At 38.2% G+C, this 26,471-nt stretch carries 23 protein-coding genes; 12 read left to right on the top strand and 11 right to left on the bottom strand.

What is annotated here, in order from left to right:
* Nucleotides 1–101 precede the first annotated feature (101 nt).
* Both OQZ33_RS00995 and OQZ33_RS00990 read right to left on the bottom strand, forming a co-directional pair.
* Nucleotides 102–761, bottom strand: coding sequence for a class I SAM-dependent methyltransferase (locus tag OQZ33_RS00995; RefSeq protein WP_265797185.1), 660 nt, complete (start codon nucleotides 759–761; stop codon nucleotides 102–104).
* Nucleotides 762–804: 43 nt separating this feature from the next.
* Complete coding sequence (locus tag OQZ33_RS00990) at nucleotides 805–1,191, bottom strand: acyl-CoA thioesterase (protein WP_265797184.1); 387 nt, start codon at nucleotides 1,189–1,191, stop codon at nucleotides 805–807.
* 127 nt (nucleotides 1,192–1,318) lie between these two features.
* On the opposite strand from OQZ33_RS00990, the gene OQZ33_RS00985 reads away from it, so the two are divergent.
* Nucleotides 1,319–4,009 carry a M14 metallopeptidase family protein gene (locus tag OQZ33_RS00985; protein ID WP_265797183.1) on the top strand — a complete coding sequence of 897 codons (2,691 nt, stop codon included), beginning with the start codon at nucleotides 1,319–1,321 and terminating at the stop codon, nucleotides 4,007–4,009.
* A gap of 61 nt (nucleotides 4,010–4,070) precedes the next feature.
* Here the strand turns inward: OQZ33_RS00985 and OQZ33_RS00980 are convergent, their stop codons facing one another.
* Nucleotides 4,071–4,163 carry an IS3 family transposase gene (locus tag OQZ33_RS00980; RefSeq protein ID WP_416338737.1) on the bottom strand — a complete coding sequence of 31 codons (93 nt, stop codon included), beginning with the start codon at nucleotides 4,161–4,163 and terminating at the stop codon, nucleotides 4,071–4,073.
* Between the two features lie 69 nt (nucleotides 4,164–4,232).
* Complete coding sequence (locus OQZ33_RS00975) at nucleotides 4,233–4,463, bottom strand: hypothetical protein (RefSeq protein WP_265797182.1); 231 nt, start codon at nucleotides 4,461–4,463, stop codon at nucleotides 4,233–4,235.
* A 340-nt stretch (nucleotides 4,464–4,803) separates the two neighbouring features.
* Between OQZ33_RS00975 and OQZ33_RS00970 the strand changes: the two genes are divergently transcribed.
* The gene (locus tag OQZ33_RS00970; protein ID WP_265797181.1) at nucleotides 4,804–5,520 is read left to right on the top strand and encodes a DsbA family oxidoreductase; all 717 of its coding nucleotides are present in this window, start codon (nucleotides 4,804–4,806) and stop codon (nucleotides 5,518–5,520) included.
* A 131-nt stretch (nucleotides 5,521–5,651) separates the two neighbouring features.
* Here OQZ33_RS00970 and OQZ33_RS00965 read toward each other — a convergent pair whose 3' ends face one another.
* Nucleotides 5,652–5,870 carry a DUF3820 family protein gene (locus OQZ33_RS00965; RefSeq protein ID WP_265797180.1) on the bottom strand — a complete coding sequence of 73 codons (219 nt, stop codon included), beginning with the start codon at nucleotides 5,868–5,870 and terminating at the stop codon, nucleotides 5,652–5,654.
* Between the two features lie 161 nt (nucleotides 5,871–6,031).
* Nucleotides 6,032–9,370, bottom strand: coding sequence for a transcription-repair coupling factor (gene mfd / locus OQZ33_RS00960; protein ID WP_265797179.1), 3,339 nt, complete (start codon nucleotides 9,368–9,370; stop codon nucleotides 6,032–6,034).
* A gap of 183 nt (nucleotides 9,371–9,553) precedes the next feature.
* Here mfd and OQZ33_RS00955 point away from each other — a divergent pair, with 183 nt between their 5' ends.
* The 5 genes from OQZ33_RS00955 to OQZ33_RS00935 all read left to right on the top strand — a co-directional run bounded on the left by OQZ33_RS00955 (nucleotide 9,554) and on the right by OQZ33_RS00935 (nucleotide 14,104).
* The gene (locus tag OQZ33_RS00955) at nucleotides 9,554–9,856 is read left to right on the top strand and encodes a DUF2752 domain-containing protein (protein ID WP_265797178.1); all 303 of its coding nucleotides are present in this window, start codon (nucleotides 9,554–9,556) and stop codon (nucleotides 9,854–9,856) included.
* 5 nt (nucleotides 9,857–9,861) lie between these two features.
* On the top strand, nucleotides 9,862–10,233 hold the full coding sequence (locus OQZ33_RS00950) for a TM2 domain-containing protein (RefSeq protein WP_265797177.1): 372 nt from the start codon (nucleotides 9,862–9,864) through the stop codon (nucleotides 10,231–10,233).
* 392 nt (nucleotides 10,234–10,625) lie between these two features.
* Nucleotides 10,626–11,723, top strand: coding sequence for a Nif3-like dinuclear metal center hexameric protein (locus OQZ33_RS00945; RefSeq protein ID WP_265797176.1), 1,098 nt, complete (start codon nucleotides 10,626–10,628; stop codon nucleotides 11,721–11,723).
* Nucleotides 11,723–12,466 carry a zinc ribbon domain-containing protein gene (locus OQZ33_RS00940; RefSeq protein WP_056850571.1) on the top strand — a complete coding sequence of 248 codons (744 nt, stop codon included), beginning with the start codon at nucleotides 11,723–11,725 and terminating at the stop codon, nucleotides 12,464–12,466. The genes OQZ33_RS00945 and OQZ33_RS00940 overlap by 1 nt, the downstream gene beginning before the upstream one ends.
* Nucleotides 12,467–12,619: 153 nt before the next feature.
* Nucleotides 12,620–14,104 (top strand): tetratricopeptide repeat protein, encoded by a 1,485-nt coding sequence (locus tag OQZ33_RS00935; protein WP_265797175.1) that lies wholly within the window; start codon nucleotides 12,620–12,622, stop codon nucleotides 14,102–14,104.
* Here the strand turns inward: OQZ33_RS00935 and OQZ33_RS00930 are convergent.
* The 4 genes from OQZ33_RS00930 to rsfS all read right to left on the bottom strand — a co-directional run bounded on the left by OQZ33_RS00930 (nucleotide 14,101) and on the right by rsfS (nucleotide 18,559).
* Nucleotides 14,101–15,180, bottom strand: coding sequence for a 3-oxoacyl-ACP synthase III family protein (locus OQZ33_RS00930; RefSeq protein ID WP_265797174.1), 1,080 nt, complete (start codon nucleotides 15,178–15,180; stop codon nucleotides 14,101–14,103). The genes OQZ33_RS00935 and OQZ33_RS00930 overlap by 4 nt on opposite strands.
* A gap of 71 nt (nucleotides 15,181–15,251) precedes the next feature.
* The gene (locus tag OQZ33_RS00925) at nucleotides 15,252–15,896 is read right to left on the bottom strand and encodes a LutC/YkgG family protein (RefSeq protein ID WP_265797173.1); all 645 of its coding nucleotides are present in this window, start codon (nucleotides 15,894–15,896) and stop codon (nucleotides 15,252–15,254) included.
* Between the two features lie 155 nt (nucleotides 15,897–16,051).
* Complete coding sequence (ftsH, locus tag OQZ33_RS00920) at nucleotides 16,052–18,157, bottom strand: ATP-dependent zinc metalloprotease FtsH (RefSeq protein ID WP_265797172.1); 2,106 nt, start codon at nucleotides 18,155–18,157, stop codon at nucleotides 16,052–16,054.
* 27 nt (nucleotides 18,158–18,184) lie between these two features.
* A complete protein-coding gene (gene rsfS, locus OQZ33_RS00915; RefSeq protein ID WP_056850566.1) occupies nucleotides 18,185–18,559 on the bottom strand; it encodes a ribosome silencing factor in 375 nt (124 codons plus the stop codon).
* A gap of 44 nt (nucleotides 18,560–18,603) precedes the next feature.
* Between rsfS and OQZ33_RS00910 the strand changes: the two genes are divergently transcribed.
* The 4 genes from OQZ33_RS00910 (at nucleotide 18,604) to pfkA (ending at nucleotide 22,651) form a co-directional block, all read left to right on the top strand.
* Nucleotides 18,604–19,380 (top strand): biotin--[acetyl-CoA-carboxylase] ligase, encoded by a 777-nt coding sequence (locus OQZ33_RS00910; RefSeq protein ID WP_265797171.1) that lies wholly within the window; start codon nucleotides 18,604–18,606, stop codon nucleotides 19,378–19,380.
* Nucleotides 19,381–19,387: 7 nt separating this feature from the next.
* Nucleotides 19,388–19,837: a protein-disulfide reductase DsbD domain-containing protein gene (locus tag OQZ33_RS00905; RefSeq protein ID WP_265797170.1), complete on the top strand. Its 450-nt coding sequence runs from the start codon at nucleotides 19,388–19,390 to the stop codon at nucleotides 19,835–19,837.
* A 142-nt stretch (nucleotides 19,838–19,979) separates the two neighbouring features.
* A complete protein-coding gene (locus OQZ33_RS00900; RefSeq protein WP_265797169.1) occupies nucleotides 19,980–21,671 on the top strand; it encodes a protein-disulfide reductase DsbD family protein in 1,692 nt (563 codons plus the stop codon).
* On the top strand, nucleotides 21,668–22,651 hold the full coding sequence (pfkA, locus tag OQZ33_RS00895) for a 6-phosphofructokinase (protein ID WP_265797168.1): 984 nt from the start codon (nucleotides 21,668–21,670) through the stop codon (nucleotides 22,649–22,651). Before OQZ33_RS00900 ends, pfkA begins: the two co-directional genes overlap by 4 nt.
* Nucleotides 22,652–22,732: 81 nt before the next feature.
* On the opposite strand, the gene OQZ33_RS00890 is transcribed toward pfkA, so the two are convergent.
* Nucleotides 22,733–23,056 (bottom strand): heavy metal-binding domain-containing protein, encoded by a 324-nt coding sequence (locus OQZ33_RS00890; protein WP_265797167.1) that lies wholly within the window; start codon nucleotides 23,054–23,056, stop codon nucleotides 22,733–22,735.
* A gap of 256 nt (nucleotides 23,057–23,312) precedes the next feature.
* Here OQZ33_RS00890 and OQZ33_RS00885 point away from each other — a divergent pair, with 256 nt between their 5' ends.
* Complete coding sequence (locus OQZ33_RS00885; protein ID WP_265797166.1) at nucleotides 23,313–26,402, top strand: VIT domain-containing protein; 3,090 nt, start codon at nucleotides 23,313–23,315, stop codon at nucleotides 26,400–26,402.
* The last annotated feature ends 69 nt before the right edge of the window (nucleotides 26,403–26,471 follow it).

Genomic DNA, 26,471 nt, shown 5'->3' with positions numbered 1-26,471 from the left:
TGGTGCTGTTTTTTAATGTTGTGTCGTCAATAATAAACTATCCGATACCACAATACTGCTTATTCAACGAAAACTTACTCCTCAGTTAGTCGTAGCGTGTTCTATCTACTTGCCGAAACCACATAATAATCTCGTTCTACCATAAACCCCGCACTACTTTTTATTTGCTCTGTTTTTCTAATCGATTCGCCATCGTTAAATCCAGCTTCTTGCAACAAATCAATAATCGCATCTAAATCGTAAAGGGTAAAACCATATTTAGTAAAAGGGAGTTTTTCCATGAAACTTTTATCAGCGAAACTTAAAACCAAGCTTCCGCCAGGTTTTAATACACGCTTTATTTCCAAAAGGTAAGCGCCAGGATTTCCCCAAAAATAAATAGTGTTTACCGAAAAAATTTTGTCGAATTGGGCGTCTGAAAAGGGCAAACTAATGCCATCTGTTAATTTAAAATCTACCTGACCAATAAAACCAGTATTGATTCTCTTCGCTTCAGTAACGATGGTTTCTGAAATGTCGGCGCCAACATATTTTAAATCCAGCGCTTTGCTAAGTAAACTTGCGATGTGCCCTCCATTTCCATGGCCAATTTCCAGTACGGTTTCTTCGTCGCATAGATTTAAAGCCTCAATAGCAGAATTAGTCATCCCAATATTGCTCACATTCATCATTTCTCCGGTTCTTATACCGTGATCGCCTTCAGGCTGACGCAATTGCCTGGCGATATTTCTTAATTCCTCTTCAGAAGGTTGATGTGACATAAAATCATAGCTAAAATGATTGACCCGAAATAAACGCTAACAACTACTTGATCACTTGGATTGGCTTTTTATTTTCATCGATGGCAACAAAAGTAAAATCGCCATGAACTGCAAGCGCTCTGCCTTCGGCATACATTTGCTCGATGTAAATTTCCACATTAACCTTTAAACTGGTATTGCCCACATGGCTTACTTTGCCAATCAGTTCCACAATAGTTCCTGCTGGAATGGGTTTTTTAAAATCAATTCTATCGGTGCTAACGGTTACCATAATTTGCCTGCTAAAACGCGTAGCCGTAATAAAAGCCACCTCATCCATCATGTGCATGGCGGTTCCGCCGAATAAAGTATCGTAATGGTTAGTTGTATTTGGAAAAACAGCTTTAAAAATACTGGTTGTCGAATTCTGAATTCTTTCTTCTAAGGTCATGATGATGATTTTATCGGCAAATTTAGTTAAGCATCTTCGAAAAGCCTAGCTTGTAACAAATTTAGAGCATGCAAAAAACCGATAAGTTTCTACATTATATTTGATCATCCAACAAACAACCTTAACTATGACTAAATTTTACTTTAAAAAGTTCTGTTTTGCCTTTTTGATATTGAGTAGTAGTGCTTTGGCACAAGATGTTCCTACACCAAAATCTCATTTTGGCTTCACTATCGGCGATGATTATCAACTGGCCAATTACACGCAAACTGAAGCTTATTTCAAAAAGCTTGCAGAAACATCCAAGCGGGTGAAACTTGTAGATATTGGAAAAACTGAGGAAGGAAGATCGCAATACATGTTAATTGTTTCATCGCCTGCCAACCTTGAAAGATTAGCCAGATACAAAGAAATTTCGCAACAATTGGCTCATGCAGAGCTTTCGACTGCGCAGGCAAAAGCTTTGTCGCAAGAAGGTAAAGCAGTAGTTTGGATTGATGGAGGCTTACACGCCAATGAAACCGTAGGCGCACACCAGTTAATTCAGACTGCCTATGAATTTGCTTCAAAAACAGATCCGGAAACAATGAAGATTTTGGATAATGTGATTATTTTATTTACCCACGCCAATCCCGATGGGCAAGAGCTGGTTGCTAATTGGTATATGCGAGAAAAAGACCCTAAAAAACGAGTGCTTTCGGGTTGGCCTACCTTATATGAAAAGTACGCCGGGCATGATAATAACCGCGACTTTTTTATGTTGAACCTGAAAGAAACCCAAAATATGGGTCGCCAGCTTTTTGTAGAGTGGATTCCTCAAATCATGTACAACCACCATCAGGCTGGTCCGGCAGGAACGGTGGTTGCAGGCCCGCCTTATCGCGATCCGTTTAACTATGTTTTCGACCCCACACTATTAACCAGTTTAGATGCTGTTGGTGCCGCGATGCACACCAGATTGAATGTTGAGGCAAAGCCAGGATATACCCAAAGAGGGGGTTCGGTATTTTCTACCTGGTATAATGGCGGATTAAGAACAACCACCTATTTTCATAACATGATCGGTCTACTTACGGAAATTGTGGGCAGCCCTACTCCATCAGAAATTCCGTTGGTACCCTCGCGGTTGTTGCCAAATAGCGATTCACCAAATCCGGTTACCCCACGCAAATGGTATTTCAAAAATTCGATCGATTACTCTGTATCCTTAAATTATGCGGTTTTGAACTACGCACAGCGCCATGCTGATGAGTTGTTGTTTAACATTTATCAAATGGGAAAAAACTCTATTGATAGAGGTAAAAAAGATACCTGGTCTTTCTCTCCAAAGAAAATTGAAGCCATTAACGCGGCTGCGAAAAAAGGAGGCTCAGGCGCTGCTGATATGGGTGATAGTGAGTTTGGCGCCAGAAGAGCAATGAACGTAAAGTATTTTGATACGGTGATGAATGCACCGGTAAATCGAGATCCCCGTGGTTATATTTTATCGGCAGATCAACCGGATTTCAATTCTGCCATCAAGTTTTTAAATGCATTGATCAGAACGGGAATAGTGGTGCATAAGGCTACCGCTCCGTTTACGGTAGCAAACAAAAAATATCCGGCAGGAAGTTATGTGGTTAAAACGGATCAAGCATTCCGGCCACACGTTCTGGATATGTTCGAGCCACAAGATCACCCGAATGACTTTAAATACGAAGGCGGAGCACCTATTCCTCCTTATGATGCTGCGGGCTGGACTTTGGCTTATTTAATGGACGTGAAATTCGACCGCATTCAGGATGATTTCAACGGACCGTTTGAGACAAATCCTTATGGAAACTTATTGGTTCCAGAGAATAAAATTGCAGGTTCTAATTATGTTTTAAGTGCCGCACAGAACGATTCTTATACAGCAGTTAACGATTTATTGAAGAACAAAGTAGAAGTTTACCGATCGAATGAAAATGGTGATTTTTATGTTGCTTCTGCCGGCAAATCAATACTAGAAAAAGCCAATGTTAAAATAAAAACGGGTACGGTTCCTAAAGATAAATCTAAAGTTTCTGCCGCAAGAATTGCTCTTTGGGATACTTATGGTGGTTCTATGGCTTCTGGTTGGATGCGTTTTATTATGGAGCAGTATCATTATAACGCCACAGTTATTTATCCTCAAGATATTGATGCCGGGAATTTGAAGTCGAAATATGATGTGATTATTTTTGTTGGCGGCGCCATTCCTGCCGTTCAGGCGGGTGGTTTTGGCTCAAGAAACTTTGGACCAAAAGCCGAAGATATTCCCGAAGGGTTTAGAAACCGATTGGGTAGAATATCAACAGATAAATCCATTCCACAGCTGAAGAAATTTTTAGAAGATGGGGGAAATATTGTAACGATTGGTAGCAGTACAAATTTAGCTTATCACTTAAAACTTCCTGTACGCAATGCGATGATGGAAATTGTAAACGGAGAGGAAAAAAGGTTACCTGCAGAAAAATATTATGTGCCAGGTAGTGTTTTAAATGTTGCTGTCGATACCAAACAACCCGCCGTTTGGGGAATGGAAAAGCAAGCTGATATCTATTTTGATAACAGTCCTGTTTTTAAATTAACCGGCGATGCAATTACTGCAGGAAAAATTAAACCTTTAATGTGGTTTGAATCTGCTGCGCCTTTACGCAGTGGCTGGGCCTGGGGACAAGCTTATTTGCAAGATGGTGTAACTGCTTTCGAAGCAAATTTTGGCAAAGGTAAATTATATGCTTTTGGGCCAGAGATTGCTTTTAGGGCGCAAACCCACGGAACTTTTAAAATGATATTTAACCAATTGTATAAATAAGGCAAAAAAGAGCGCCAACTTCAAGGTGAAGTGCACCCCAAAAGTTGGACGAAATTAGAAATTAATTGTTAATGGGATGAGCTCGATATTTTATCGGGCTCATTCCTTTTAGATTGAGTTTTATTCGATCGTTATTATAGTATTCGATGTAAATTTTTATATCCTGTTTAAGTTCATTGATTTCACTGTACTTCTTAAGATAGAATAGTTCCGGGTTTGCCCCCTAAGCCAACAAATAACACTGCAAATGCTTCACTTTTGGTTGTTCTGTTTCAAATTTTCCTCTTAAAAAGGCATCAACACCTAAAACTTTAGCAATTTCATCCAGCTTATCTGCAACACCTGCTTTTTCCAGGAGAATATTTGTTTTATCCGGGTCTTGAAATTCAACCGTAGAATTCGTTGATTTTCGTAACAAGAATGTGTACATGCTGGATTGGATAGATTTGTACATTGTTTCATTCCTGATCGCGATTTGCTTCGGCACTAAAACCTTTCGGTTGTTTCTTGTAAGAAATTTTTATACTAAAAGGTAAAATGGCCGCCAGTTTGTGTTTAGCCTTTTCTGTGTTAAGTTTTTGGGCTTTCAAAAACTTGCTTTCAACCTTAAAATTGAGCCTTCGCGGTAAAGCAGGCGCTCGAAACCAAGAGCATTAAAATTAATTTTTTCATTGTGAAATATTTGTTTGGTAACTCAAACATATAAAATTTTATATAATCTTCACTGTTAATATAGTTTGATCTTTTTACTTTAGAACAACGATCCTTAGCTGCTTAGGATTTATTTTTACATCATGAAAGTAGAAATCTGGTCGGATGTAATGTGTCCGTTTTGCTATATTGGTAAGCGTCATTTTGAACAAGCAATTGAAAAACTGCCTTTTAAAGAGGAAATTGAGGTAAATTGGAAAAGCTATCAGCTTAATCCCGATTACCATAATACCAATAATGAGACCATTTACGATTACCTGAGCCGAAGCAAGGGCATGCCTATTGAACAAGCCAAACAAATGACGCAACAAGTGGTAGATATGGCCTCAAATGCTGGTTTAAAAATCGATTTCGACACCAACATACCAGCAAATACTTTTAACGCACACCGTTTAATTCATTTAGCTGCGGAGCATAATTTACAAGATTTAGCAGAAGAAAAGCTCTTTGAAGCACATTTCGTAAACAGCCGCAATATTGGTGACAATGATGTTTTGATTGATCTTGCTGTAGAAATTGGTTTAAATCGAGTAGAGGCTGAAGAAGTTTTAAGCGGAGATCAGTTTGCTGAGGCTGTTCGTTATGACATTTACGAAAGTCAGAATCTAGGAATTCGAGGTGTTCCCTATTTTGTAATGGATAGAAAGTATGGCGTTTCTGGAGCACAACCTGTACAAGCTTTTACTGATGCGTTAATGCAAAGCTTTACAGAGTGGAAAGCAAACCAGCCAAAATCAACTTTAACTTCTTTAAATAAAAATGATGATGCCATTTGTGATGAAAATGGTTGTGAAATTTAAGCTGTTTCCTGCAGATTACGTTAAGAGCGCACATTTTTCTCTGCGTAAATCATCTTAATCTGCGGGAACTGTTTTGAAAAATCGAATATTAAAAATTACCTTTTATTAATCCTGAATCAATTTCAGCATTTTTACCTATGCTGATTTTTCAATGGCGTTAACAAATATTCCAATCCATTAACGCGGATCTCAAACATGGTAGCCATTAAATCGCCCAATTTACCCTTCGGGAAACCTTTATCTTTATACCAAAGCAAATAGCTTTCAGGGATATTACAAATCAAATAGCCCTTATACTTTCCATAAGGCATTTGCATTTTCACTAAATCGAGTAGTAAGGTTGGGTCCATTAATTATATTATTTAAGCAAGTATCTAAGTTGTAGATACAAGAAAAAAGCAATGGGTGGTCTGTGAGGGCACAGACCACGGCTAAAGTCTGTGCTGCATTTAATAATTATGCGCCTCGGTCTGTAGTCTTTACAAACCGTAATAAACAAATCTGTACTTAGCTAATCAATCAGCGTTAAAGTTTGAATAGCCTCTTCAACAGTAGTCACATTATCAAAAGCGATGCGCAAGGTGTTTTTAACCTCCTTTAAATTGCACATCCGGGGATGATTTTGAGCGAAAGTTAAAATCTTGGTAAAAGTATTTGAATCGAAATAAGCAGATTGTTTATCGCTCAGGAAATAACCGCGTAAACTATTTTTCTTAAAGCTAATCTTTTCAAAACCCAACTTTTTGCCTAACCACTGCAATCTGACCACACTTAACATTGTTTTAACCTGTGGCGGAACTGGACCGAAGCGATCGGCTAAATGTTTCTCAAAAACAGCCAGTTCGGTTTCATTTTCCAGTTTAGAAAGTTCAGTATATAAATTATAACGTTCGGTGATGTTGGTGATATAGGCATCTGGAATGTAAAGTTCCAAATCGGTATCAACCTGTGTAAAGCCTACGAAAGCCCTTGCAGGTTCATTCTCGAATAAACCTTTAAATTCTGCTTCTTTCAATTCTTGAATAGCCTCATCTAGAATTTTGTGGTACATTTCGAAACCAATTTCAGCGATAAAACCACTTTGCTCTGCTCCCAATAAATTCCCGCTTCCGCGGATGTCTAAATCCCGCATCGCCACATTGAAACCGCTTCCTAAATCAGAAAATTCTTCGATAGCACTTAAGCGTTTTCTAGCTTCTGAGGTTAAGGTAGAAAGTGGTGGCGACAATAAATAACAGAAAGCCTTTTTATTGCTCCGCCCTACTCGACCACGCATTTGGTGTAAATCGCTCAGGCCGAACATATGTGCGTGATTGATGATGATTGTATTCGCATTCGGAATATCCAAACCAGCTTCAATAATGGTGGTAGCCACCAAAACATCCTTTTCGCCATTAATAAAATCAAGCATCACATCCTCTAGCTGATCACCATCTAACTGGCCATGCGCAATCCCGATGCGGGCTTTAGGAACCAATTTCTGAATCAATCCACCCAATTGCATTAAATCATTCACACGGTTGTGGATGAAGAAAACCTGTCCGCCGCGATCCAATTCAAATTGAACAGCTTCCTGGATCAGTTTATCGTTAAAAACGTGCAATTCAGTACTTACTGGTTGGCGATTTGGCGGTGGCGTACTGATGATTGATAAATCCCGGGCACCCATCAAAGAGAAATGCAACGTCCTTGGAATCGGTGTCGCGGTAAGCGTTAACGTATCTACATTTACACGAACAGCTTTGAGCCTTTCTTTTGCCGTTACGCCAAACTTCTGTTCTTCGTCAATAATCATGATGCCCAGATCTTTGAACTTTACATCTTTACTCAACAAACGGTGAGTACCGATTAATATATCAACTTTTCCGGCAGCTGCTTCAGCCAAAGTATCTTTTATCTGCTTGTTGGTTTTAAAGCGATTGATATAATCTACCGTAACCGGGAAATCTTTTAAACGAGAGGAGAATGTTTTGAAATGCTGTAAAGCTAAAATGGTAGTTGGAACCAGAATCGCCGCCTGTTTTCCTTCAGCAACGGCTTTAAAAGCGGCACGAACAGCGATTTCCGTTTTACCAAAACCCACATCACCACAAACCAAACGATCCATTGGGTGTGGTGCTTCCATATCTCTTTTCACATCCTGCGTTGCTTTCAGCTGATCTGGAGTATCTTCATAAATGAAAGATGCTTCGAGTTCGGTCTGCAAATAGCCATCAGGAGAAAACGCCGTTCCTGCTTGTGTTTTGCGTAAAGCGTAAAGCTTAATCAAATCACGGGCAATGTCTTTAACTTTTTTTTTTGTGGTTTTTTTGAGTTTATCCCAGGCGTCGGTACCCAGTTTATTCATTTTCGGTACGCCGCTTTCTTTACCACTATATTTCGCAATGCGATTTAGAGAGTTGATGTTTACATAAAGCAAATCATTATCGGCATAAATCAGGCGGATCATTTCCTGCGTTTTGCCGTTTACTTCTACCTTTTCCAATCCGGCATATTTCCCAATACCATGATCAATGTGGGTGACATAATCTCCGGATTTTAATTCACGAAGATCTTTCAGCGTAATCGCCTGACTTTTTTGATAACCTTTCTTCAGCTTGTATTTGTAGTAACGATCAAATATCTGGTGGTCGGTATAAAAAGCAGTCTGAATTTTTGGATCAACAAAACCTTCACGCAACATGCTGTTGATGGGCGTAAACTTGGCCGTCTTATCTATATCTTCCAAAATGGCATATAAACGTTCAATTTGTTTCGGCGAATCCGTAAAAATAAAATTTACAATTCCCTCTTTTTCATTTTCTTTTAGATTGTGAATTAAGAGATTAAAATCTTTATTGAACGATGGCTGCGGTTTGGTTTCAAATTCGAAACGATCGTCGGTTTTATAAAAGAATTGCTTTCCAAATTCAACTAAAGGAAAATCATGTAAATGGTCACCTAGTAATTTCTCGTCGCTGAAAGCAAATTTCGGATCAATCCAATCCGGATTTTTATTCTTATCGTCAAGAGAAAGTGCTTTCCACAATTCTACAGCCTTTTTGTAGCCTGCTTTAACAATATCAAGGGTAAACTCTACATCTTTAAACCAAAGCTGCGTATCCTGATCAATATAATCGAGAATGCTGATGTTACTTTCGGTTAAGAACTTGGCTTGTACATTGGGTACAATCGTAAGCGTTTTTACATCGGCTACCGAAAGCTGACTTTCAATTTCAAAACTTCTGATGCTTTCTACTTCATCACCAAAAAACTCAATGCGGTAAGGCAAATCAGAAGAGAAAGAAAATATATCTACAATACCGCCACGAATAGAAAACTGCCCAGGCTCGTAAACGAAATCCCGTCTATCGAAATCATAATCAATTAAAAATTCATTGATAAAATCGATACCCAGTTTAGCGCCGAGGCTAATTTCTAAGGTGTTTTTTTCCAACGCAGAGCGATCAATTACCTTTTCTGCAATCGCTTCGGGGTAGGAAACCACAATATTACCATATTCCGAATCGTGGTTAAGCTCATTTAAAACTTCTGCCCTGGCCAGTACATTTGCGGTATCAACCTGCGTAAAATCAAATGATTTGCGGTAGGAAGATGGAAAAAGCAGAACCTGTTTATCTAAAACACTTTCCAAATCTGATTGAAAATAGGCTGCTTCTTCCCTATCTGGAAGTACAAAAAGTAAAGGTTTATGGAGTAGAAAATAAGAGGAAAGTGCTACAATAGCATCGGCAGAACCCACCAATCCCTTCAATTGTATCTTTGGGTTTTTAGTGGAGTTTAACGCTTTGGTAAATTCAGTTACCCTCTCGTCGTTTTTGTAACGGGTTATTAAATCACGAATGTTCAAGGCACAAAAATAAGCTTATCTTTTATATTTAACCGCAAACTTTATTAAAGGTTTTTTAAGTTTGTTCGTTATTCTTCGGGTGTTGATCGTAATTCGTCGGGATATATTTACGGTTGGTCGAATAAACGGCTATCCCTGTAACAAAGCACGGCTCAAATCCTCTAAAATATATAAATTGAAAGCATGAAACACATTAAAAACTTTCCAGTGGAGCTTGTGTTCTGGCTGACAGCTTTAGTGTTATTGGCAACAGCTAATGGTCATGAGCATCACTTTACACTTTGTCCGGTGGCTAATTTAGGCTACACAGGTTGGTGTCCGGGATGCGGTTTAGGAAGGTCGATAAGCCATATTTTTCATGGCCAGTTTACCGAAAGCTTTTCCCAACATTGGTTTGGCTTTCCAGCGCTTTTGATTATACTTTTTAGAGTTTATACATTAATAAAAAATAGAAACAAATTTAAAATTCAAACCACTAATACATAGAAACCATGGATATATATCAATCACCTTTAATGTCGTTACCAGGTATAACGCCAGAAGAATATGCTTACTTACAACAAGCAACAACAGGTTTAAACGAGCAGCAACTCCGTAATTTCTTAATGATTTATGGTAGCCGCAGAAAACAGCCGTCAGAAATTTTATTGCTAGCCTTAATCGGGTTCCTTGGCTTCGCCGGAATACACCGATTTGTAATTGGCCAGATTGGAATGGGTATTTTATACTTTTTCACTGGCGGGTTATGTATGATCGGAACCATAGTTGACGTGATCAACCACAAAAGTTTGGCTTTTGAATACAACCAGAAAGCAGTTTTTGAAAGTTTGCAAATGGTAAGAATGGGTGGTGGATTTCAATAATTAGTAAAATATCAATCATTTGAAAAGCAAGGACAGAAACTTTTTTTAGGTTAGTCCCGCTATGCACTCCAAGCCCGCACCCGATAAAGAATCGGGTTTGCGGGCTTTTCGTTGCTATCGGGTTTAGGTGGAAAAAATTTGTACTGCTTTGGTTCGGTTTATCACCCCTGTCCCAACTAAAAAAGTAGGGGATTAGACAGTATAAAGGATTATTTAAATTGCTGTATGTATTTTTAACCCAGTAAAACTATAATATCCCTCCATTCAAAGTTTTTCCCACTATCCAACTCCCTTCCTTATTTTCAAGGAGGGGTTGCGGATGGTTTCTAATAAAAGTGGTTTTTATGATAATTCTCGTCAGACAAAAACCTCAAAATATATATCTTTATACCATGAGATTATCAGAATTAACGAATTATCTGGAAAGCATTGCGCCATTGCATTATCAGGAAGACTATGATAATTCCGGTTTAATTGTTGGCGATCCGAAAATGGAAATCAGGGCGGCATTGGTTGCTTTAGATTGTATAGAATCAGTTGTTGATGAAGCCATTTCTACTGGCTGTAACCTCATTATCACGCATCACCCCATCGTATTTAAAGGACTAAAAAAACTCAATGGTAAAAACTATGTAGAACGCGTAGTGCTGAAAGCCATAAAAAACAATATTGCTTTGTACGCCATACATACTAATCTGGATAGTGTTCATACTGGCGTAAATGCCAAAATCTGCGAACGGTTAGGTCTAACGGGTACAAAAGTATTGGTTCCAAAACCAGGCTTATTGAAAAAACTGGTTACCTATTGTCCTCAAGCGCAAGCAGAGCAACTCCGTTCGGCTTTATTTTATGCTGGCGCAGGCAATATCGGCAACTATAGCGAGTGCAGTTTCAATGCTGAAGGTTTTGGCACTTTCAAAGGCAATGAAGATTCTGATCCTTTTGTTGGTGAAAAAGGTGTTCGCCATAGAGAATCTGAAATACGGATTGAAATGGTTTATCCTACCCAGGCAGAACGGAAAATTTTGGTGGCCTTGTTTGAAAACCATCCTTATGAAGAAGTAGCTTACGATATTTATAAACTGGAAAATAAACATCAACTGGTAGGATCGGGGATGATGGGCTGGCTGGAATACGATATGGATGCTTATGATTTTTTACACCTGGTAAAAGATAGAATGCAGGCCAAAGTGGTAAGGCATACTGGTGTGATTACAAAAAGGATAAAAAAAGTGGCTGTTTGTGGAGGTTCAGGTAGTTTTTTGCTTAAAGATGCAATTGCCGCAGGAGCAGATGCTTTTATTAGTGCAGATTTTAAGTATCATGAGTTTTTTGATGCGGAAGAAAAAATCATCATCGCCGACATCGGACACTTTGAAACTGAACAATTTACATCTAATTTATTGCTTGAAATTATTCAGAAAAAATTTACTAACTTTGCAATCCGTTTAACGGAGCAAAATACAAACCCCATAAATTACTTGTTTTAATGGAACAAACCGTAGAACAAAAGCTAAAGGCTTTATACGAATTACAAAATATCCACACCAAAATTGATAAAATTCGCCAGGTACGTGGTGAGTTGCCAATGGAAGTTGCCGATTTAGAAGATGATGTTTTAGGATTAGAAACTAGAATCTCAAAAATCAAAGGTGAACTTGATGATCTTGAGGATTCGATCGTAAACCGTAAAAATACAATCAAAGATGCTCAGGCAGCAATCAAAAGATATGATACTCAATTAAAAGAAGTTAAAAACAACCGTGAATACGATGCTTTAACTAAAGAAATTGAGATTCAGGGATTAGACATTCAGGTTTCTGAAAAGAAAATTAAAGAGCATGGTTTCGAAATCACTTCTAAAACCGAAATCTATGAAGCTGCTAAAGCTGAATTAGAAGGTAGAAAGAAAGATTTGGATATTAAAAAAGGCGAGTTAGATGTAATTACTGCTGAAACTGAAAAGGAAGAGCAAGATTTACAAAAGAAAGCTGATAAAGCAGAGCCAACTATTGATGAGAGATTATTAATCGCTTATAAACGTTTGCGCAAAAACGCTATTAACGGTTTGGCTGTTGTAACGATCGATCGTGATTCTTGTTCAGGTTGTTTTAACCAGATTCCACCTCAACGTCAATTGGATATTCGTCAGCGTAAAAAAATCATCGTTTGCGAACACTGTGGCCGTATTTTGGTTGATGAGGCTTTAACTCACGAAGTAGCAGAAGCTTAATTTTTTCTCAAAAAAATTTTAAAGAACGTCTTGATGAAAATCAGGACGTTTTTTGTTTCTACACAAAACAAGAATGATATTTATGCGTTAACTTAAATATTTGTTTTCAATTGAAAATTACTTTGCTGTGCAATAATAACAAGACTATCCCAAATGATTAAATTTTTGCGCTTACTTACCCTACTAACTTTACTGGTTTTTCCACTTTCGCTCTTCGCCAATTTCGATTTTAATGCCAATTGCTTAAATGCCTATAAAAGTATATTTGAGCTTAAGCTGGGCAATGCAAGAGCTTATATCTCTACAGAAAAAAAGCAACATCCAAATAATTCCATCACTCCCCTTTTGGAAAACTATGTTGATTATTTTACTATTTTAACATCCGAAAGCAAGGCAGATTTCGATCGTTTAAAAGGAAATAAATCATCAAGGCTGGACCAAATAAGTGATGATGATAAAAGCTCCCCGTACTATTTATACGCACAGGCTGAAATCAATTTACAATGGGCTTTAATTCGCGGTCGCTTTGGGGAGTATTTCAACGCCGCCATGGAAATAAAAAAAGCCAACGGATTGCTGCAGGATAATAGCAAAAAATTTCCCAACTTCCACCTGAACATGAAAGGTTTAGGCTTAATTAATGCTGTTCTGGGAAATCTTCCCGATGGTGCACTAAAAAGTACTTTATCAACTTTTGGAATAAAAGGAAATCTTCAAACGGGCTTAAGTATGTTCGAAAAGCTGGCTGATAATTTGCCAAAGTCATCTTATGAACCGTTTTATGAAGAAGTGGTTTTTTACTATGCTTATGTATTAACTGATGTTGCCCATAGCAGTTTGGCCTATTCAAAGACAATGAAATACACGGATCGGATAGCGGATACAAGCCTATTAAAAAGCTATTTACGAAGCTATGTTTGCATCAAGAACGCACACAATGATGAAGCGATTGCCATTCTCGCAAAAAAACCGGAGGGCTCGCTTTACCAACCCTTTCCCTATTTGGATTATTTAGAAGGTTTAGCACACTTAAATAAGCTAGATCTGTCTGCAGCTACCTATTTCAATCACTTTTTAAGCAGTAATAAGGGTGTAAATTATATCAAAGATACTTACTTGCATTTAGGCTGGATTGCGTTATTAAAAGGTGATAAAAATGGTTACTCCGGGTTTGCGGCTAAAGCTATTAACAACGGTTACGCCTATAATGAGAAAGATAAGCAAGCAAAAAATGAAGCGTCATCTCCACAACCATCCATTGATTTGTTAAAAGCAAGGTTGTTATTTGATGGCGGCTATTTAACTAAGGCATTACAACTTTTAGGCGACAAAAAAACTGCGGATTTTTCTTCGGATAAGGATAAAACAGAATTTAACTACCGTTTGGGCAGAATTTATGATGATTTAGGAAAAGACGAAGATGCCTTAAATGCTTATCAGGCCACAATCAACCTGGGTAAAAATTCAAAATATTATTTTGCTGCAAATGCTGCTTTACAAATGGGCAAAGTTTATGAAAAGCGCAAGAACTTTGCAAAAGCAAAAGAGGCTTTCAATAATGCTATTTCCATGAAAAATCATGAATATGAAAGCAGTATTGAAAGCCAGGCTAAAGCGGGTTTGAAAAGGCTTAATTAGAAACGGTAAACAAAGGCGTTGATGTGCATTCCAGCGCCAACCGAAGCAAAAACGGCTACATCACCAGGCTTCACTTTGTAATCTTTAACTTGTTCTTTCAATACCAGATCTAATAAAGTTGGTACTGTTGCAACCGAACTATTACCCAGCCAGGAGATCGTCATCGGTACCAGGTTTTCTGGAACAGTATCTTTACCGTAAAGTTTAAATAATCTCTTCATAATGGCCGTATCCATTTTACCATTAGCCTGGTGAACGAATACGATATTAACGTCTTCTACACTTAGTTCGGCCTTATCGAGTGCTTTTTTAATTACCTGAGGTACTTGTACCACGGCAAACTCATAGAGCTTACGGCCATTCATTTTAAGATAATAGTTGCCATTGGTTTCTTCAGGGTGTGAACCTTTACCCATAATGAGTAAATTCCCATAATTTACCGCGTGGGTTTCAGTTTTGTGGGCTAAAATCCCTTTCTGCTCCGAGTCTTCTTCTTTTGCCTCATAAATTACTGCTCCTGCTCCATCAGAAAATATCATGCTATCGCGGTCATGCGGATCAATAATTCGGCTTAAGGTTTCGGCTCCAATCACCATCACCCTTTTAGCGTCACCACTCTTAATGTAGTAATCTGCCTGGATTGAACCCTGAACCCAACCTGGGCAACCAAAGATGATATCATAAGCCACACAATCGGGATTTAAAATGCCCAACTGTTGCTTAACTTTTGCTGCCAGTGAAGGTAAAACATCTGTACGATTACTTCCCAAGGGGATGTCTCCAAAATTATGACAGAAGATGATATAATCTAATGTTTCTTTATCAATACCAGCATCTTCGATTGCTTTTTCAGCTGCTTTAGCGCCAATATGATTATTCAATTGGTCCGGACAAGCATATCGTCGTTCTACAATTTCGGTAATTTCAGAAAACTTGTGTATAATTTCGGAATTCTCCTTTTCTAGTCGATTCCCATTCTCAAAAAAAGTTGAATTTAGGAATTCGTTACCAGATATAATATTTTCAGGAATATAACTTCCAGTGCCGGCGATAACCGTATTTATTACTTTGCTCATAATTATAATACCGCATACTAAAACGGTATGTAGTATAAAAATATGGTTAATAAATAAGAAATAGAAATTTTTTAACTAAAATCGTCAATCAAGAAAACAAAAAGTTCCTTTGGACCGTGTGCACCTAAAACCAATGTTTTCTCAATATCAGCCGTCCTGCTTGGTCCGGTAATGTTGCTGATCATCGATGGAATTTGATTTCCGTATTTGTTTTTAAGGAGCAGGAAGGCATCTTTCAAATCTAAAACCAGCTGACTCGTTCTGGCAATTACAATGTGATGATGCGGGAAAATGCTTAGCCTTCTGCCGGCTGCACTTTGATTGGTAACCATTACGCTGCCGTTTCTGGCAACCAATGCCTCGCACAATGTGATGCCCACTTCAGCCTGTTCAAAATCTTTATCTGTCTGGTAAAAAGGAAATTCATATTTAGCCAAAAACTCTTGAAGCTCAGGTTCCCAGCAATAAATTTTGCGCCATTTAAACTTATCTGCCAATTGAAGCATGTTTTCAAAAAAATCGATGCCATCTTCACAAAAGATAAAATTTCCTGAAATAGCAGTCAACTGCTCGGCAAATAGTACCTCAAGTTCTTGGGTGTTTTTTTTGTAAAGAGGACTTTCCTCCGCATTAGGATAGGGATTTTCACGCTTCTCCAAAAGCGCTTTCCTTATCTTTTTTAGTATCTGTTCTTTTGCGGTGGTATTATCCTTCATTTTTTTGTACTTGCTTTTGTTAAGATACGAAACAAGTTGAATGTCGTATTTGATTTGTTAATCAATGTATCTAAACAAATGAAACCCTGAACTTTTAAGGTTCAAGGTTTCAAACTTATGTATAATTGTCTTTATATGCAATTCAGCATATCTACTTACTCTTTCTCCGAAGCGGGATTTAAGCCAGATACTTCTTTATTGATATCCGTATCGCTAACGCCATCGTGGATCAATCCTTCTGCTGCCGGAGTTTGATCTCCTGTTCCATTCACGAATTCATCGTATGTGGTTCTGGTATCAAAAGGACGTTTACCTAAAATTTCTTCCAAATCTGCCTGGAATAAGATTTCTTTTTCCAATAATTTTTGAGCTAATTTTTCTAAACCATCCTGTTTATCCAACAACAATTGTTTGGTTTTGATATACACATCGCCAATCAGTTTACGAACTTCAACATCGATTAATTCAGATGTTTTTTCAGAATAAGGTTTGTTAAAATTGTATTCGTTCTGCGGATCGTGAAACGAAACATTACCTACCGCTTCGTTCATACCATAAATACTCACCATGGCATAAGAAAGTTTGGTAATGCGCTCCAAATCGTTTTGGGCGCCGGTCGAAATTTTACCGAAAGTAATGTCTTCGGCAACACGTCCGCCCATTGTCATACACATTCCGTCGATTAATTGCTCGGTTGTATATAAAAACTGTTCTTTTGGTAGGTATTGAGCATAACCCAATGCTGCAACCCCACGAGGAACAATAGAAACTTTAACCAATGGATCTGCGTGTTCCAGGAACCAACCTGCAATAGCGTGACCAGCCTCATGATAAGCAACGATTCGTTTTTCTTCTGGCGAAATGATTTTGTTTTTTTTCTCTAAACCACCAATTACACGGTCAATTGCATCTTGGAAATCTTGCATATCAACCTGCTCTTTGTTTCTACGTGCCGCGATTAATGCAGCTTCGTTACAAACATTGGCAATTTCTGCACCCGCAAAACCTGGGGTTTGAGCAGATAGTTTTTTAGCATCAACTTCCTGCGCTGTTTTAATAGGCTTCAAGTGAACATTAAAAATATGCTCACGTCCTACTAAATCTGGTTTATCAATAGAAATTTGTCTATCGAAACGACCTGGACGCAATAAAGCGGAGTCCAATACATCAGGACGGTTTGTTGCCGCTAAAATGATAATACCTGAGTCCGTTCCGAAACCATCCATCTCCACCAATAATTGATTTAATGTGTTTTCACGCTCATCGTTTCCACCCATTACGCTATTTTTTCCACGGGCACGGCCAATTGCATCCACCTCATCAATAAAGATGATACATGGCGCTTTGTCTTTTGCCTGCTTAAACAAGTCCCTCACACGTGATGCACCTACCCCTACAAACATCTCCACGAAATCAGAACCTGATAAAGAGAAGAATGGAACTTGTGCTTCACCGGCAACAGCTTTAGCCAACAAAGTTTTACCAGTACCTGGTGAACCAACAAGCAATGCACCTTTTGGAATTTTACCTCCCAGGTTGGTATATTTTTTAGGGTTTTTAAGGAAATCTACAATCTCCATTACCTCTTGTTTTGCTTCTTCTAAGCCCGCAACATCATTAAACGTAATGTTAACCTGACTTTCTTTATCAAAAAGTGTTGCTTTTGATTTACCGATGCTGAAAATCTGACCGCCACCGGCACCGCCGCCGCCCATTCTACGCATCATAAAAATCCAGAAGCCGATTAATAAAAGCAATGGCAAACCAATGTTCACTAACAAACCTAAGAATGGATTACTACGGCTATCTTTTTCAGCCAAAATTCTGGGTTGATCAGCAGGAAGGTTTTTTTGCGACTCTGCCAACTGCTTATCCAAGCCATCCATTGTACCGGCATTGAAGTATACAATCGGGCCATTATTGGCAGTAGAAAACTTACTTGTACTCTTGTATTTCTCGTATTCTGGTTTATCTAAAGCAGATTTTTTAATATAAACCTCCACTTTAACTAAATCTTCGCTTTTATAAGCGACCAATTTTTCAACGTCTCCAGTCAAAAGCATTTTGCTTTCGAATTCTGGATAATCAACTTTCTTACCGCCATCTCCAGAAAATAAGACCTGAGCAGCTATGATGGCAACAATAATTGCAGCATAAACCCAAAAAATATTAAACTTTGGTCCCTTCTGCGGCTTTTTCGGGATATTTGGAATTCTTTTTCCCAGTTTTTTGTTTTCGTTTGTATTTTGATTATCGTTCATTTTTCTTTTTCAAAATGGTTCCAGAGGTTATGCGCTTTTGTAATTTGTACTCTCAGCATCTCCCCACAATTCTTCTATGCCATAAAAATGGCGTTTTTCAGTTTTAAAAATGTGCACAACCACATCAAAATAATCAAGAATAATCCAGTCTGCAGATTCGAAACCTTCCTTATGTCTAGGGTCGGTTTGAGTCGCTTTATAGATTTCTTTTTCTACACTATCGGCAATTGCTTTCACCTGAGTACTGGAATTTGCACTCGTTATTATAAAATAATCTGCTACAGATGTATGAATATTTTTTAGATCTAACCGCACTATATCTTCTCCTTTTTTCTCTTGAATGCCATGAACGGCTAACTCAGAAAGGTATGTAGAAAGGGCTACTATTTTCTTTTTTACCATTAAAATGCTTTAATTTTGGAATTACAATATTATAAATTCAACCCTTGCAAAATAACACTTTTTCGACACTATTTGTTGGTCAAAATTTAATCAAATTAAAAGAGGTTGATTCTACGAATAACTTTTTAAAAGAACTGGTGTCAAAATCCGAGCCATTACCCGAAGGAACTGTAATTATGGCAGATAATCAATTCGCTGGTAGAGGGCAACAGAACAGCGTTTGGCAAACGCAGGCCGGTAAAAACATCAGTTTAAGTATCTATCTTAAACCATCATTCTTGCCTCTTGATAAACAGTTTTATCTCAATATGGCGGTTAGTTTGGCCATTAGTGAAACTTTATCATATTTTATCACGAGCGGAATAAGTATAAAATGGCCCAATGATATGTACTATTTAGATAAGAAACTAGGTGGCGTTTTAATAGAAAACGCACTGACAGGAACAATCATAAAATCATCCGTTATTGGCATTGGTTTAAATATCAACCAAACCGATTTTCCCGAAGAAATAGCGCAGCGTGCAACCTCTGTCATTCAGATTTTACGAAAAGAGTTTCAGCTGGAAGTAATTATGGAGAAATTATTCGCCTTTATGGAGAAATACTACCTAGTTTTGAAATCAGGAAAATTTGAAAGCCTTAAAAATCGATACCTCGAAAAGTTATACGCCATAAATAAACCGGCATATTATAAAAAAGATGGACGGGTTTTTGAAGGTGAGATTATAGGAGTTGAAGATGAGGGGCGATTAATAATGAAGGTAGATAATTATCAAAAATCTTTTAACTTTAAACAAATTGAATTCACACACACAAAATAAACACACAATGAAAAAAATCACACTGGCGTTATCAATGGTATTGTTTACTGTTGTTGCGGCATTTGCTCAAATCGAAAAGCCAGTTACCTGGTCTTATGCAGCGAAAAAAGTTAATAAAACTGAAGCCGTTTTATATTTAAAAGCAACAATTGATGATAGATGGCACATCTACTCTCAAAATGTTAAAGACGGAGGTCCGGTAAAAACAACTTTTGCTTTCTCACCTTCGAAAGATTTCTCATTAGTGGGTAAAACTGCTGAGCCAAAAGCCATTACGAAATACGAAGACACATTTAAAATGAATGTAAGTTACTTTGAGAAATCGGTAATCTTCACGCAAAAAGTTAAATTGAATAAAGCCGCAACAACTGTTAAAGGCAAAGTAGAGTTTATGGTTTGTAACGATAGACAATGCCTGCCGCCGGAAGAAGTTGAGTTTAGTATCCCGGTTAAATAATTGATATTAAAAGCATTACCTAGCAGTCCCGAATTTTTCGGGACTGTTTCTTTTTAAAGTAAAATCTGAGGTCCATTCGGTATTAGCAGGATGTCTTTATGAAATTATTCTTAATTTCACGCCTCAAACACAAAACACACAAATGAAAAAGGTTTTTTTATTGTTATTAATAGCATTAACGTTTCTGGCGTTACCTGCTGTTAAAAGTTACGCTGCCGTAACACAAGATACTACGAGCATGGCTCCACCCGACGATATCGTTTTTACAGAGGTAGGCTCTGCACAGGATAGCGCAGCAAATAAAATTGTTGCGGATACCGTTAAAAAAGATTCGGTTAAAACTTCAGTAGCTGCACCAGTTAAAAGTGATAATACTGGAAAATTAACGTTATGGGGTACTTTTATTCAAGGGTTAATATTTGGTTTTGCTGCCATTTTAATGCCATGTATTTTCCCAATGCTTCCGTTAACAGTTAGTTTTTTTACAAAAAAAGCTGGCAGTAAAGGCAAGGGGGTGGCAAACGCTATAATTTACGGCCTTTCTATTATTGGTATTTACGTTGCTTTAGGCATGCTGGTAACTATTATTTTTGGTTCGGATGCTTTAAATGCACTTTCTACCAATGGCATCTTTAATGCGTTTTTCTTTTTAATGTTGGTAGCTTTTGGGGCTTCGTTTTTGGGTGCGTTTGAAATTACATTGCCAAGCGGATTTGTGAATAAAATGGATGCGAAATCAGACAAGGGGGGCTTGGTTGGAATATTTTTTATGGCTTTCAGCTTAGCCTTGGTTTCATTTTCTTGCACTGGTCCATTAATTGGCACTTTATTAGTTGATGCCGCTTCAAAAGGTGATCGCTTAGGCCCTGCCATTGGTATGTTCGGTTTTTCTTTAGCTCTAGCTATTCCGTTTGCCTTGTTTGCTTTGTTTCCTTCATTATTAAAATCGCTACCAAAATCTGGTGGCTGGTTAAATAGTGTAAAAGTTGTTTTAGGTTTTATTGAACTTGCTTTCGCCTTCAAATTCCTGTCAAATGTTGATTTGGCTTATCATTGGAATTTATTAGATAGAGAAGTTTTTTTAGCCATCTGGATTGCAATATTCGCTTTGATGGGGATTTATCTTTTAGGTAAAATCAAATTTTCGCATGATAGCGACCTACCTTATTTATCGGTACCACGTACATTTTTGGCCATTATAGTGTTTGCTTGGGTAGTTTATTTAATCCCAGGTATGTGGGGCGCCCCATTAAAATCAATAAGTGCTTTTTTACCTCCAACTGCAACACAGGATTTTGATTTGAATAATTTAACAGCAGCACAGCCTGCATCGGTATCAAAAACATCCATAAAAGAAAAAAAATGGGCCGAGTTATTTCATCGCCTAACGCCCAAGGGTTTCGATCCTTATTACGATTTTGAACAAGCAAAGCAGGCCTCTAAAGAATTGGGCAAGCCGGTTTTAATCGATTTTACCGGATGGAATTGTGTAAATTGCCGCAAAATGGAAAACAATGTATGGTCGAACGAAGAAGTTGCAAAAAGGCTTAAAAACGACTTTGTAATGGCAGAACTCGTTGTTGATGATAAAACAGAACTGCCGGTAGAAGAGCATTACATTTCTACCTTCAGCAAGAAAAAAATCAATACCATTGGTAAAAAATGGAGCGATTTTCAGGCGGCAACATTTAATAGCAATTCGCAGCCGCAGTACGTAATTGTTGATGGAGACGGAAATGTTTTGGTACCACCCCAAGGGGCAGATTATAATCCTGAAAATTACATTGAATTTTTAGATAGAGGAAAGGCAGCTTTCAAAGCGAAGAATAAATGAAAAAGATAAAGAACATTGGCGTTTTAACCTCTGGCGGAGATTCGCCAGGCATGAACGCTGCCATTAGGGCCGTAGTTAGGGCCTCAATTTATTATGATATTCAAGTAACTGGCTTCATACGTGGCTACGAAGGTTTAATTAACAATGATTTCATCGCCATGGAGCGGAAATCTGTTGCGAACATCATTCAGCGTGGCGGAACGATTTTAAAAACCGCCAGAAGTGAGGCTTTTAGAACCAAAGAAGGCCGACAGATTGCCTACAATAATTTAAAAGAAAAAAATATAGATGCCCTGATTGTGATTGGTGGAGATGGAACCTTTACGGGAGCAAATATTTTCGCACAGGAGTTCGATTTTCCGATCATTGGCCTGCCAGGAACAATAGATAACGATCTTGCTGGTACCGATTTTACCATTGGTTATGATTCTGCGATTAACACCGTTATTGATGCGGTTGACAAAATTAGAGACACTGCAGAATCTCACGACAGACTTTTTATTGTCGAAGTAATGGGCCGCGACTCTGGTCTGATTGCTTTACGAAGCGGTATCGGTGTAGGTGCAGAGGCGATTATGATTCCTGAAGCGAACATGAACGCAGACGACATTTTGCATAAGTTAGAACATAGCAGAAAAGATAAAGCATCGAAAATTATCATTGTTGCAGAAGGCGATGATACCGGAGGCGCATTTAAAGTAGGTGAAATTTTGCAGGAAAAATATCCGCATTATGACACCAAAGTTTCTGTTTTGGGGCACATTCAACGGGGCGGAAAACCCACCTGTATGGATCGCGTATTGGCGAGTCAATTGGGGGTTGCTGCGGTAGAAGGTTTAATTAATGGTGAAAACCGCGTAATGGCCGGTCAGGTTAACCGGGAAATTACCTTTACCCCTTTCAATCATGCCATTAAGCATATCGATGCAGAAAAAGTAAGCTCTAAATGGCTAAAATTGATTGATATTTTATCTTTCTAAAAATTTTGAATAAAATAGAAAAGTCTTTCCCGCACCGGAAAGACTTTCTTTTTTTGCTTAGTTTTCGCCATAAGCAATATTTTAATCCTCTAAAATAACCGCAGTGCCATTGGCGCTAACCATAAGCATGCTACCGCCGCTACCCACCGTTTCATAATCCAAATCAATTCCAACTATTGCATTTGCTCCTAAAGCAGCTGCATATTGCTGCATTTCATTCAAAGCCGTGTCTTTTCCTTCTCTCAAAACCCGTTCGTAAGAGCTCGATCTGCCACCTACAATATCTGTTATCCCGGCAAATAAATCTTTAAAAATATTTGCACCGATAATGGTCTCTCCAGTAACCAGACCAACATATTTTACTATTTTTCTGCCCTCAACCGAAGGCGTTGTGGTTAATAACATAGTTTCAGTTTTTATAATTAGAAGCAAATTTTATTTAATTGTTACATTTTTCTGAAAAAGTATGGCCTGCATCCTTTTGGTTGCTGCAGTCCCACTTTCACTTCAATCTTTTAATTGAAAAATTAAAAGTATTTATGCTCAATCTGGTTTATTTCACGCGGGTTTCTGCTCCTATTTTCGCAGCGCCGGCATGAGGCCCAAAAAATAAATTTATGTAATAGCGAAATATTCTGCATCACTATTAAAAATCAAGGTCATGCAAATATCTAAACAACTACTCATCGTCCCTCTATTCTTCATTGCCATTTTTGTAAAAGCACAAATGCCTGTTTTAAAGGTTCAACAATCCAATAGCGATGCTGAAAAATCTGCTGTAAAAATGAGCAAACTCAATATCGATGTACAGATTACGGGAAACATTTCCACCACGGTAATGACCATGACTTTCCATAACAATAGCAACAGAATATTAGAAGGAGAACTTACCTTTCCAATGCCTGAAGGCGTTACGGTTAGCCGCTACGCATTAGATATTAATGGCAAAATGCGTGAAGCCGTTCCGGTTGAAAAAGCAAAGGCAACGGAGGTTTTCGAGAGTATTGAAAGGACACGTGTAGATCCTGGTTTATTAGAAAAAGTAGAAGGAAATAACTTCCGAACCAGAATTTACCCATTGCCAGCCAAAGGAAGTAGAACAATCATCGTAGGTTATGAGGAAGAGCTGAGTTTTAAAAAAGGAGCCTCACTCAAATATCATCTACCTCTCGATTATAATGAAAAGATTGAAGATTTCTCTCTTAAAACTACAGTTTTTGAAAGTGTACTCAAACCAGAACTTAGCGAACAGCCCGATGGCAATTTCGACATGCAGGCAAATGGCAATACTTATGTGGGCGAAATTAAAAAAACAAACTATCAACCTAAAAGCGGCTTAACCATTAATCTTCCAAAACGAAATGATTTGCCTGAAGTGCAAATGCAAAAAGCGTCAAATGGATATTATTTTTTGGTAAACGTTTTTCCAAAGGTAGAAAGCAGGTCGAAGCAATGGGCAAATCAAATTGGTTTGGTTTGGGATGTTTCTTTGAGCGGATTACAGCGGGATACTAAAAAAGAGATTGAGCTTTTAGGTTTAATAATCGCCCAAAAGCAAAATTTAACGCTTCAATTGGGCTTGCTTAACAGCGAATTTAAAAAGGAAGGCTCATATGTCATTGTGAATGGTAACTGGTTTGCCTTAAAGGCAAAACTCGAAAGCCTGGTTTATGACGGCGGGACAAACTTCAGCGCAGTGAACTCGAGATTGCTTCCTGCGGAGGAATATCTTCTTTTCACCGACGGTTTATCCACTTTCGGGAAAAATACCATTGCATTAAATAGACCTGTTCATAGTATCAATAGTGCTTTGAAAGCAGACTACAGCACCTTAAAATACATTAGTTTAAAAACCGGTGGGCAATTTATCAATTTAAACGCAACAACTGTAACAGATGCATTTAAACAATTAAACCAGGATAATCTGCAGTTTTTAGGAATTAGAAATGCAACCGATATTCGCCAGACTTATCCATCAATGCATGTAAATGTAAACGGGCATTTATCTATAGCCGGGATTTTGAACGGTTTAAACACCGAATTTATATTGCAATTTGGCTATGGAAATACAGTGGTTGCAGAGCAACTAGTTCGTTTAAATGCAACGGAACATGCTTTAAGTAGTATAGATGTGAGCCGCGTTTGGGCACAAAAGAAAATTGCCGAAATGGACATTCAATATGAGGCGAACAAATACGACATTAGCTTATTAAGCAAACAATTTGGTATTGTAACACGAAATACCAGCTTAATTGTGTTAGAAAATTTAGATGATTATTTACGTTACGACATTGCACCACCTGCAGAATTGCGTCAGGCTTACGATGCCGTTTTAAAACAACGTATAATTGATATTCAGGAACGCAAAACAAATTTGTTAAACGCTGCGGTAGTGATGACAAAAGATTTAAAGGCTTGGTGGAATACCGATTTCTATGACAAAGAACCGGCAAAACAAAACGAGCAATATCCCACGCCTGAGAACAGAATAGCCCATGGAGCGCCAGGAGGGAATGTTGTTGTCGCCCCGCGTGTTGCAGTTGCTCCAAGCCAAGTTCCGCGTTCTACTCCACAAGCTAGTCAAGCAGCGCCACCACGGGTTGATGCGGTAAGAATGCCGCCTCCAGTTGCGGTACAACGGGAAGCCGAGACAGCTGATCGTCAGGCTTTACGGGAAGTTGTGATAGTGGGCAATGCACCACAATACAAGCGAATGGAAACGGCGAGTGCAACTACAATAGTCAGATCTCAAGCCATTAATACGAGCTCAGCTTTACACGGTCGGATTGCTGGAATAAGTGTAACTAACAGTGCGGCTAGGGTGGTAGAAACACAGCCGGCTATCGTTATCCCAGAATTTAAAAGTGACAAGGATTACATGAAAAAATTGATTGGCAATCCAGATAGCGCTTATCAATCTTATTTGAAAATGCGCCCAGATTATATCACCACGCCTATGTTTTATTTCGATGTAGCCAACTGGTTTTACCAGCAAAAAGACAGCGTTAGGGCTTTAACAATTTTAAGCAGCATTGCCGATCTGGATCTGGAAAATGCTGATTTGTATAAAACCCTTGCCTACAAATTGAAGCAAACCGGCAATTATCAGGAAGAAATTTTTATTACCAGTAAAGTTTTGCAATGGCGCCCGATGGATGCACAAAGCTACCGGGATTACGCATTGGCTTTGTCCGATGCTGGTCAATATCAAATGGCATTGGATAATTTTTATAAAGTTTTAACGCAAAGTTATAATTCACAAATAGCCGATCGCGACCAGGGCATTGAGGAAATAATCATTTCTGAAATCAATAACCTGATCAGCAAACACGGAGATAAATTAAATATTAGAAAAATAGACAAGCGTTTAATTTCGGCGTTGCCAGTTGATGTTCGGGTGGTGTTAAATTGGAATAAAAACGATACCGATATCGATTTGTGGCTAACAGATCCAACTGGAGAAAAGGGTTATTACGGAAACAACCGGACAAAAATTGGCGGCAGAATTAGTAACGATTTTACATCAGGATATGGGCCAGAGCAGTTTATGATCAAAAAGGCTATAAAAGGGAAATATAAAATAGAAGTTAATTATTATGGCGATAGGCAGATCAACATCAGCGGACCTACAACCGTAACCGCGGAGATTTACACCCGTTATGCCACAGGCAAGCAGCAGAGAAAAGTAATTGTGCTACCAATGGCCGCCGATAATCGAAATGGCAACCTTGTTGGGGAGTTTAATTTTTAAAATAGCATTACAGTACAATTGATCATATAAGGCATTTAAGATTCATATAAGCCTGATTGTCTTATGTTT

Source organism: Pedobacter sp. MC2016-05, from assembly GCF_026239735.1.
Taxonomy (GTDB): Bacteria; Bacteroidota; Bacteroidia; order Sphingobacteriales; family Sphingobacteriaceae; genus Pedobacter.
The sequence above is the reverse complement of the archived record's forward strand: the minus strand, read 5'-3'. Positions and strand labels throughout refer to the sequence as shown.

What these genes read in the sequence shown, in the direction of transcription:
- OQZ33_RS00970 (WP_265797181.1), top strand. Translation starts at nt 4,804, where the DNA reads ATGAAAGTAGAAATCTGGTCGGATGTAATGTGTCCGTTTTGCTATATT.
- ftsH (WP_265797172.1), bottom strand. Translation starts at nt 18,157, where the DNA reads ATGAACGATAATCAAAATACAAACGAAAACAAAAAACTGGGAAAAAGA.
- OQZ33_RS00955 (WP_265797178.1), top strand. Translation starts at nt 9,554, where the DNA reads ATGAAACACATTAAAAACTTTCCAGTGGAGCTTGTGTTCTGGCTGACA.
- OQZ33_RS00900 (WP_265797169.1), top strand. Translation starts at nt 19,980, where the DNA reads ATGAAAAAGGTTTTTTTATTGTTATTAATAGCATTAACGTTTCTGGCG.
- OQZ33_RS00890 (WP_265797167.1), bottom strand. Translation starts at nt 23,056, where the DNA reads ATGTTATTAACCACAACGCCTTCGGTTGAGGGCAGAAAAATAGTAAAA.
- OQZ33_RS00950 (WP_265797177.1), top strand. Translation starts at nt 9,862, where the DNA reads ATGGATATATATCAATCACCTTTAATGTCGTTACCAGGTATAACGCCA.
- OQZ33_RS00930 (WP_265797174.1), bottom strand. Translation starts at nt 15,180, where the DNA reads ATGAGCAAAGTAATAAATACGGTTATCGCCGGCACTGGAAGTTATATT.
- OQZ33_RS00975 (WP_265797182.1), bottom strand. Translation starts at nt 4,463, where the DNA reads ATGTACAAATCTATCCAATCCAGCATGTACACATTCTTGTTACGAAAA.
- pfkA (WP_265797168.1), top strand. Translation starts at nt 21,668, where the DNA reads ATGAAAAAGATAAAGAACATTGGCGTTTTAACCTCTGGCGGAGATTCG.
- OQZ33_RS00925 (WP_265797173.1), bottom strand. Translation starts at nt 15,896, where the DNA reads ATGAAGGATAATACCACCGCAAAAGAACAGATACTAAAAAAGATAAGG.
- OQZ33_RS00935 (WP_265797175.1), top strand. Translation starts at nt 12,620, where the DNA reads ATGATTAAATTTTTGCGCTTACTTACCCTACTAACTTTACTGGTTTTT.
- OQZ33_RS00990 (WP_265797184.1), bottom strand. Translation starts at nt 1,191, where the DNA reads ATGACCTTAGAAGAAAGAATTCAGAATTCGACAACCAGTATTTTTAAA.
- OQZ33_RS00985 (WP_265797183.1), top strand. Translation starts at nt 1,319, where the DNA reads ATGACTAAATTTTACTTTAAAAAGTTCTGTTTTGCCTTTTTGATATTG.
- OQZ33_RS00965 (WP_265797180.1), bottom strand. Translation starts at nt 5,870, where the DNA reads ATGGACCCAACCTTACTACTCGATTTAGTGAAAATGCAAATGCCTTAT.
- OQZ33_RS00945 (WP_265797176.1), top strand. Translation starts at nt 10,626, where the DNA reads ATGAGATTATCAGAATTAACGAATTATCTGGAAAGCATTGCGCCATTG.
- OQZ33_RS00995 (WP_265797185.1), bottom strand. Translation starts at nt 761, where the DNA reads ATGTCACATCAACCTTCTGAAGAGGAATTAAGAAATATCGCCAGGCAA.
- rsfS (WP_056850566.1), bottom strand. Translation starts at nt 18,559, where the DNA reads ATGGTAAAAAAGAAAATAGTAGCCCTTTCTACATACCTTTCTGAGTTA.
- OQZ33_RS00885 (WP_265797166.1), top strand. Translation starts at nt 23,313, where the DNA reads ATGCAAATATCTAAACAACTACTCATCGTCCCTCTATTCTTCATTGCC.
- OQZ33_RS00940 (WP_056850571.1), top strand. Translation starts at nt 11,723, where the DNA reads ATGGAACAAACCGTAGAACAAAAGCTAAAGGCTTTATACGAATTACAA.
- OQZ33_RS00905 (WP_265797170.1), top strand. Translation starts at nt 19,388, where the DNA reads ATGAAAAAAATCACACTGGCGTTATCAATGGTATTGTTTACTGTTGTT.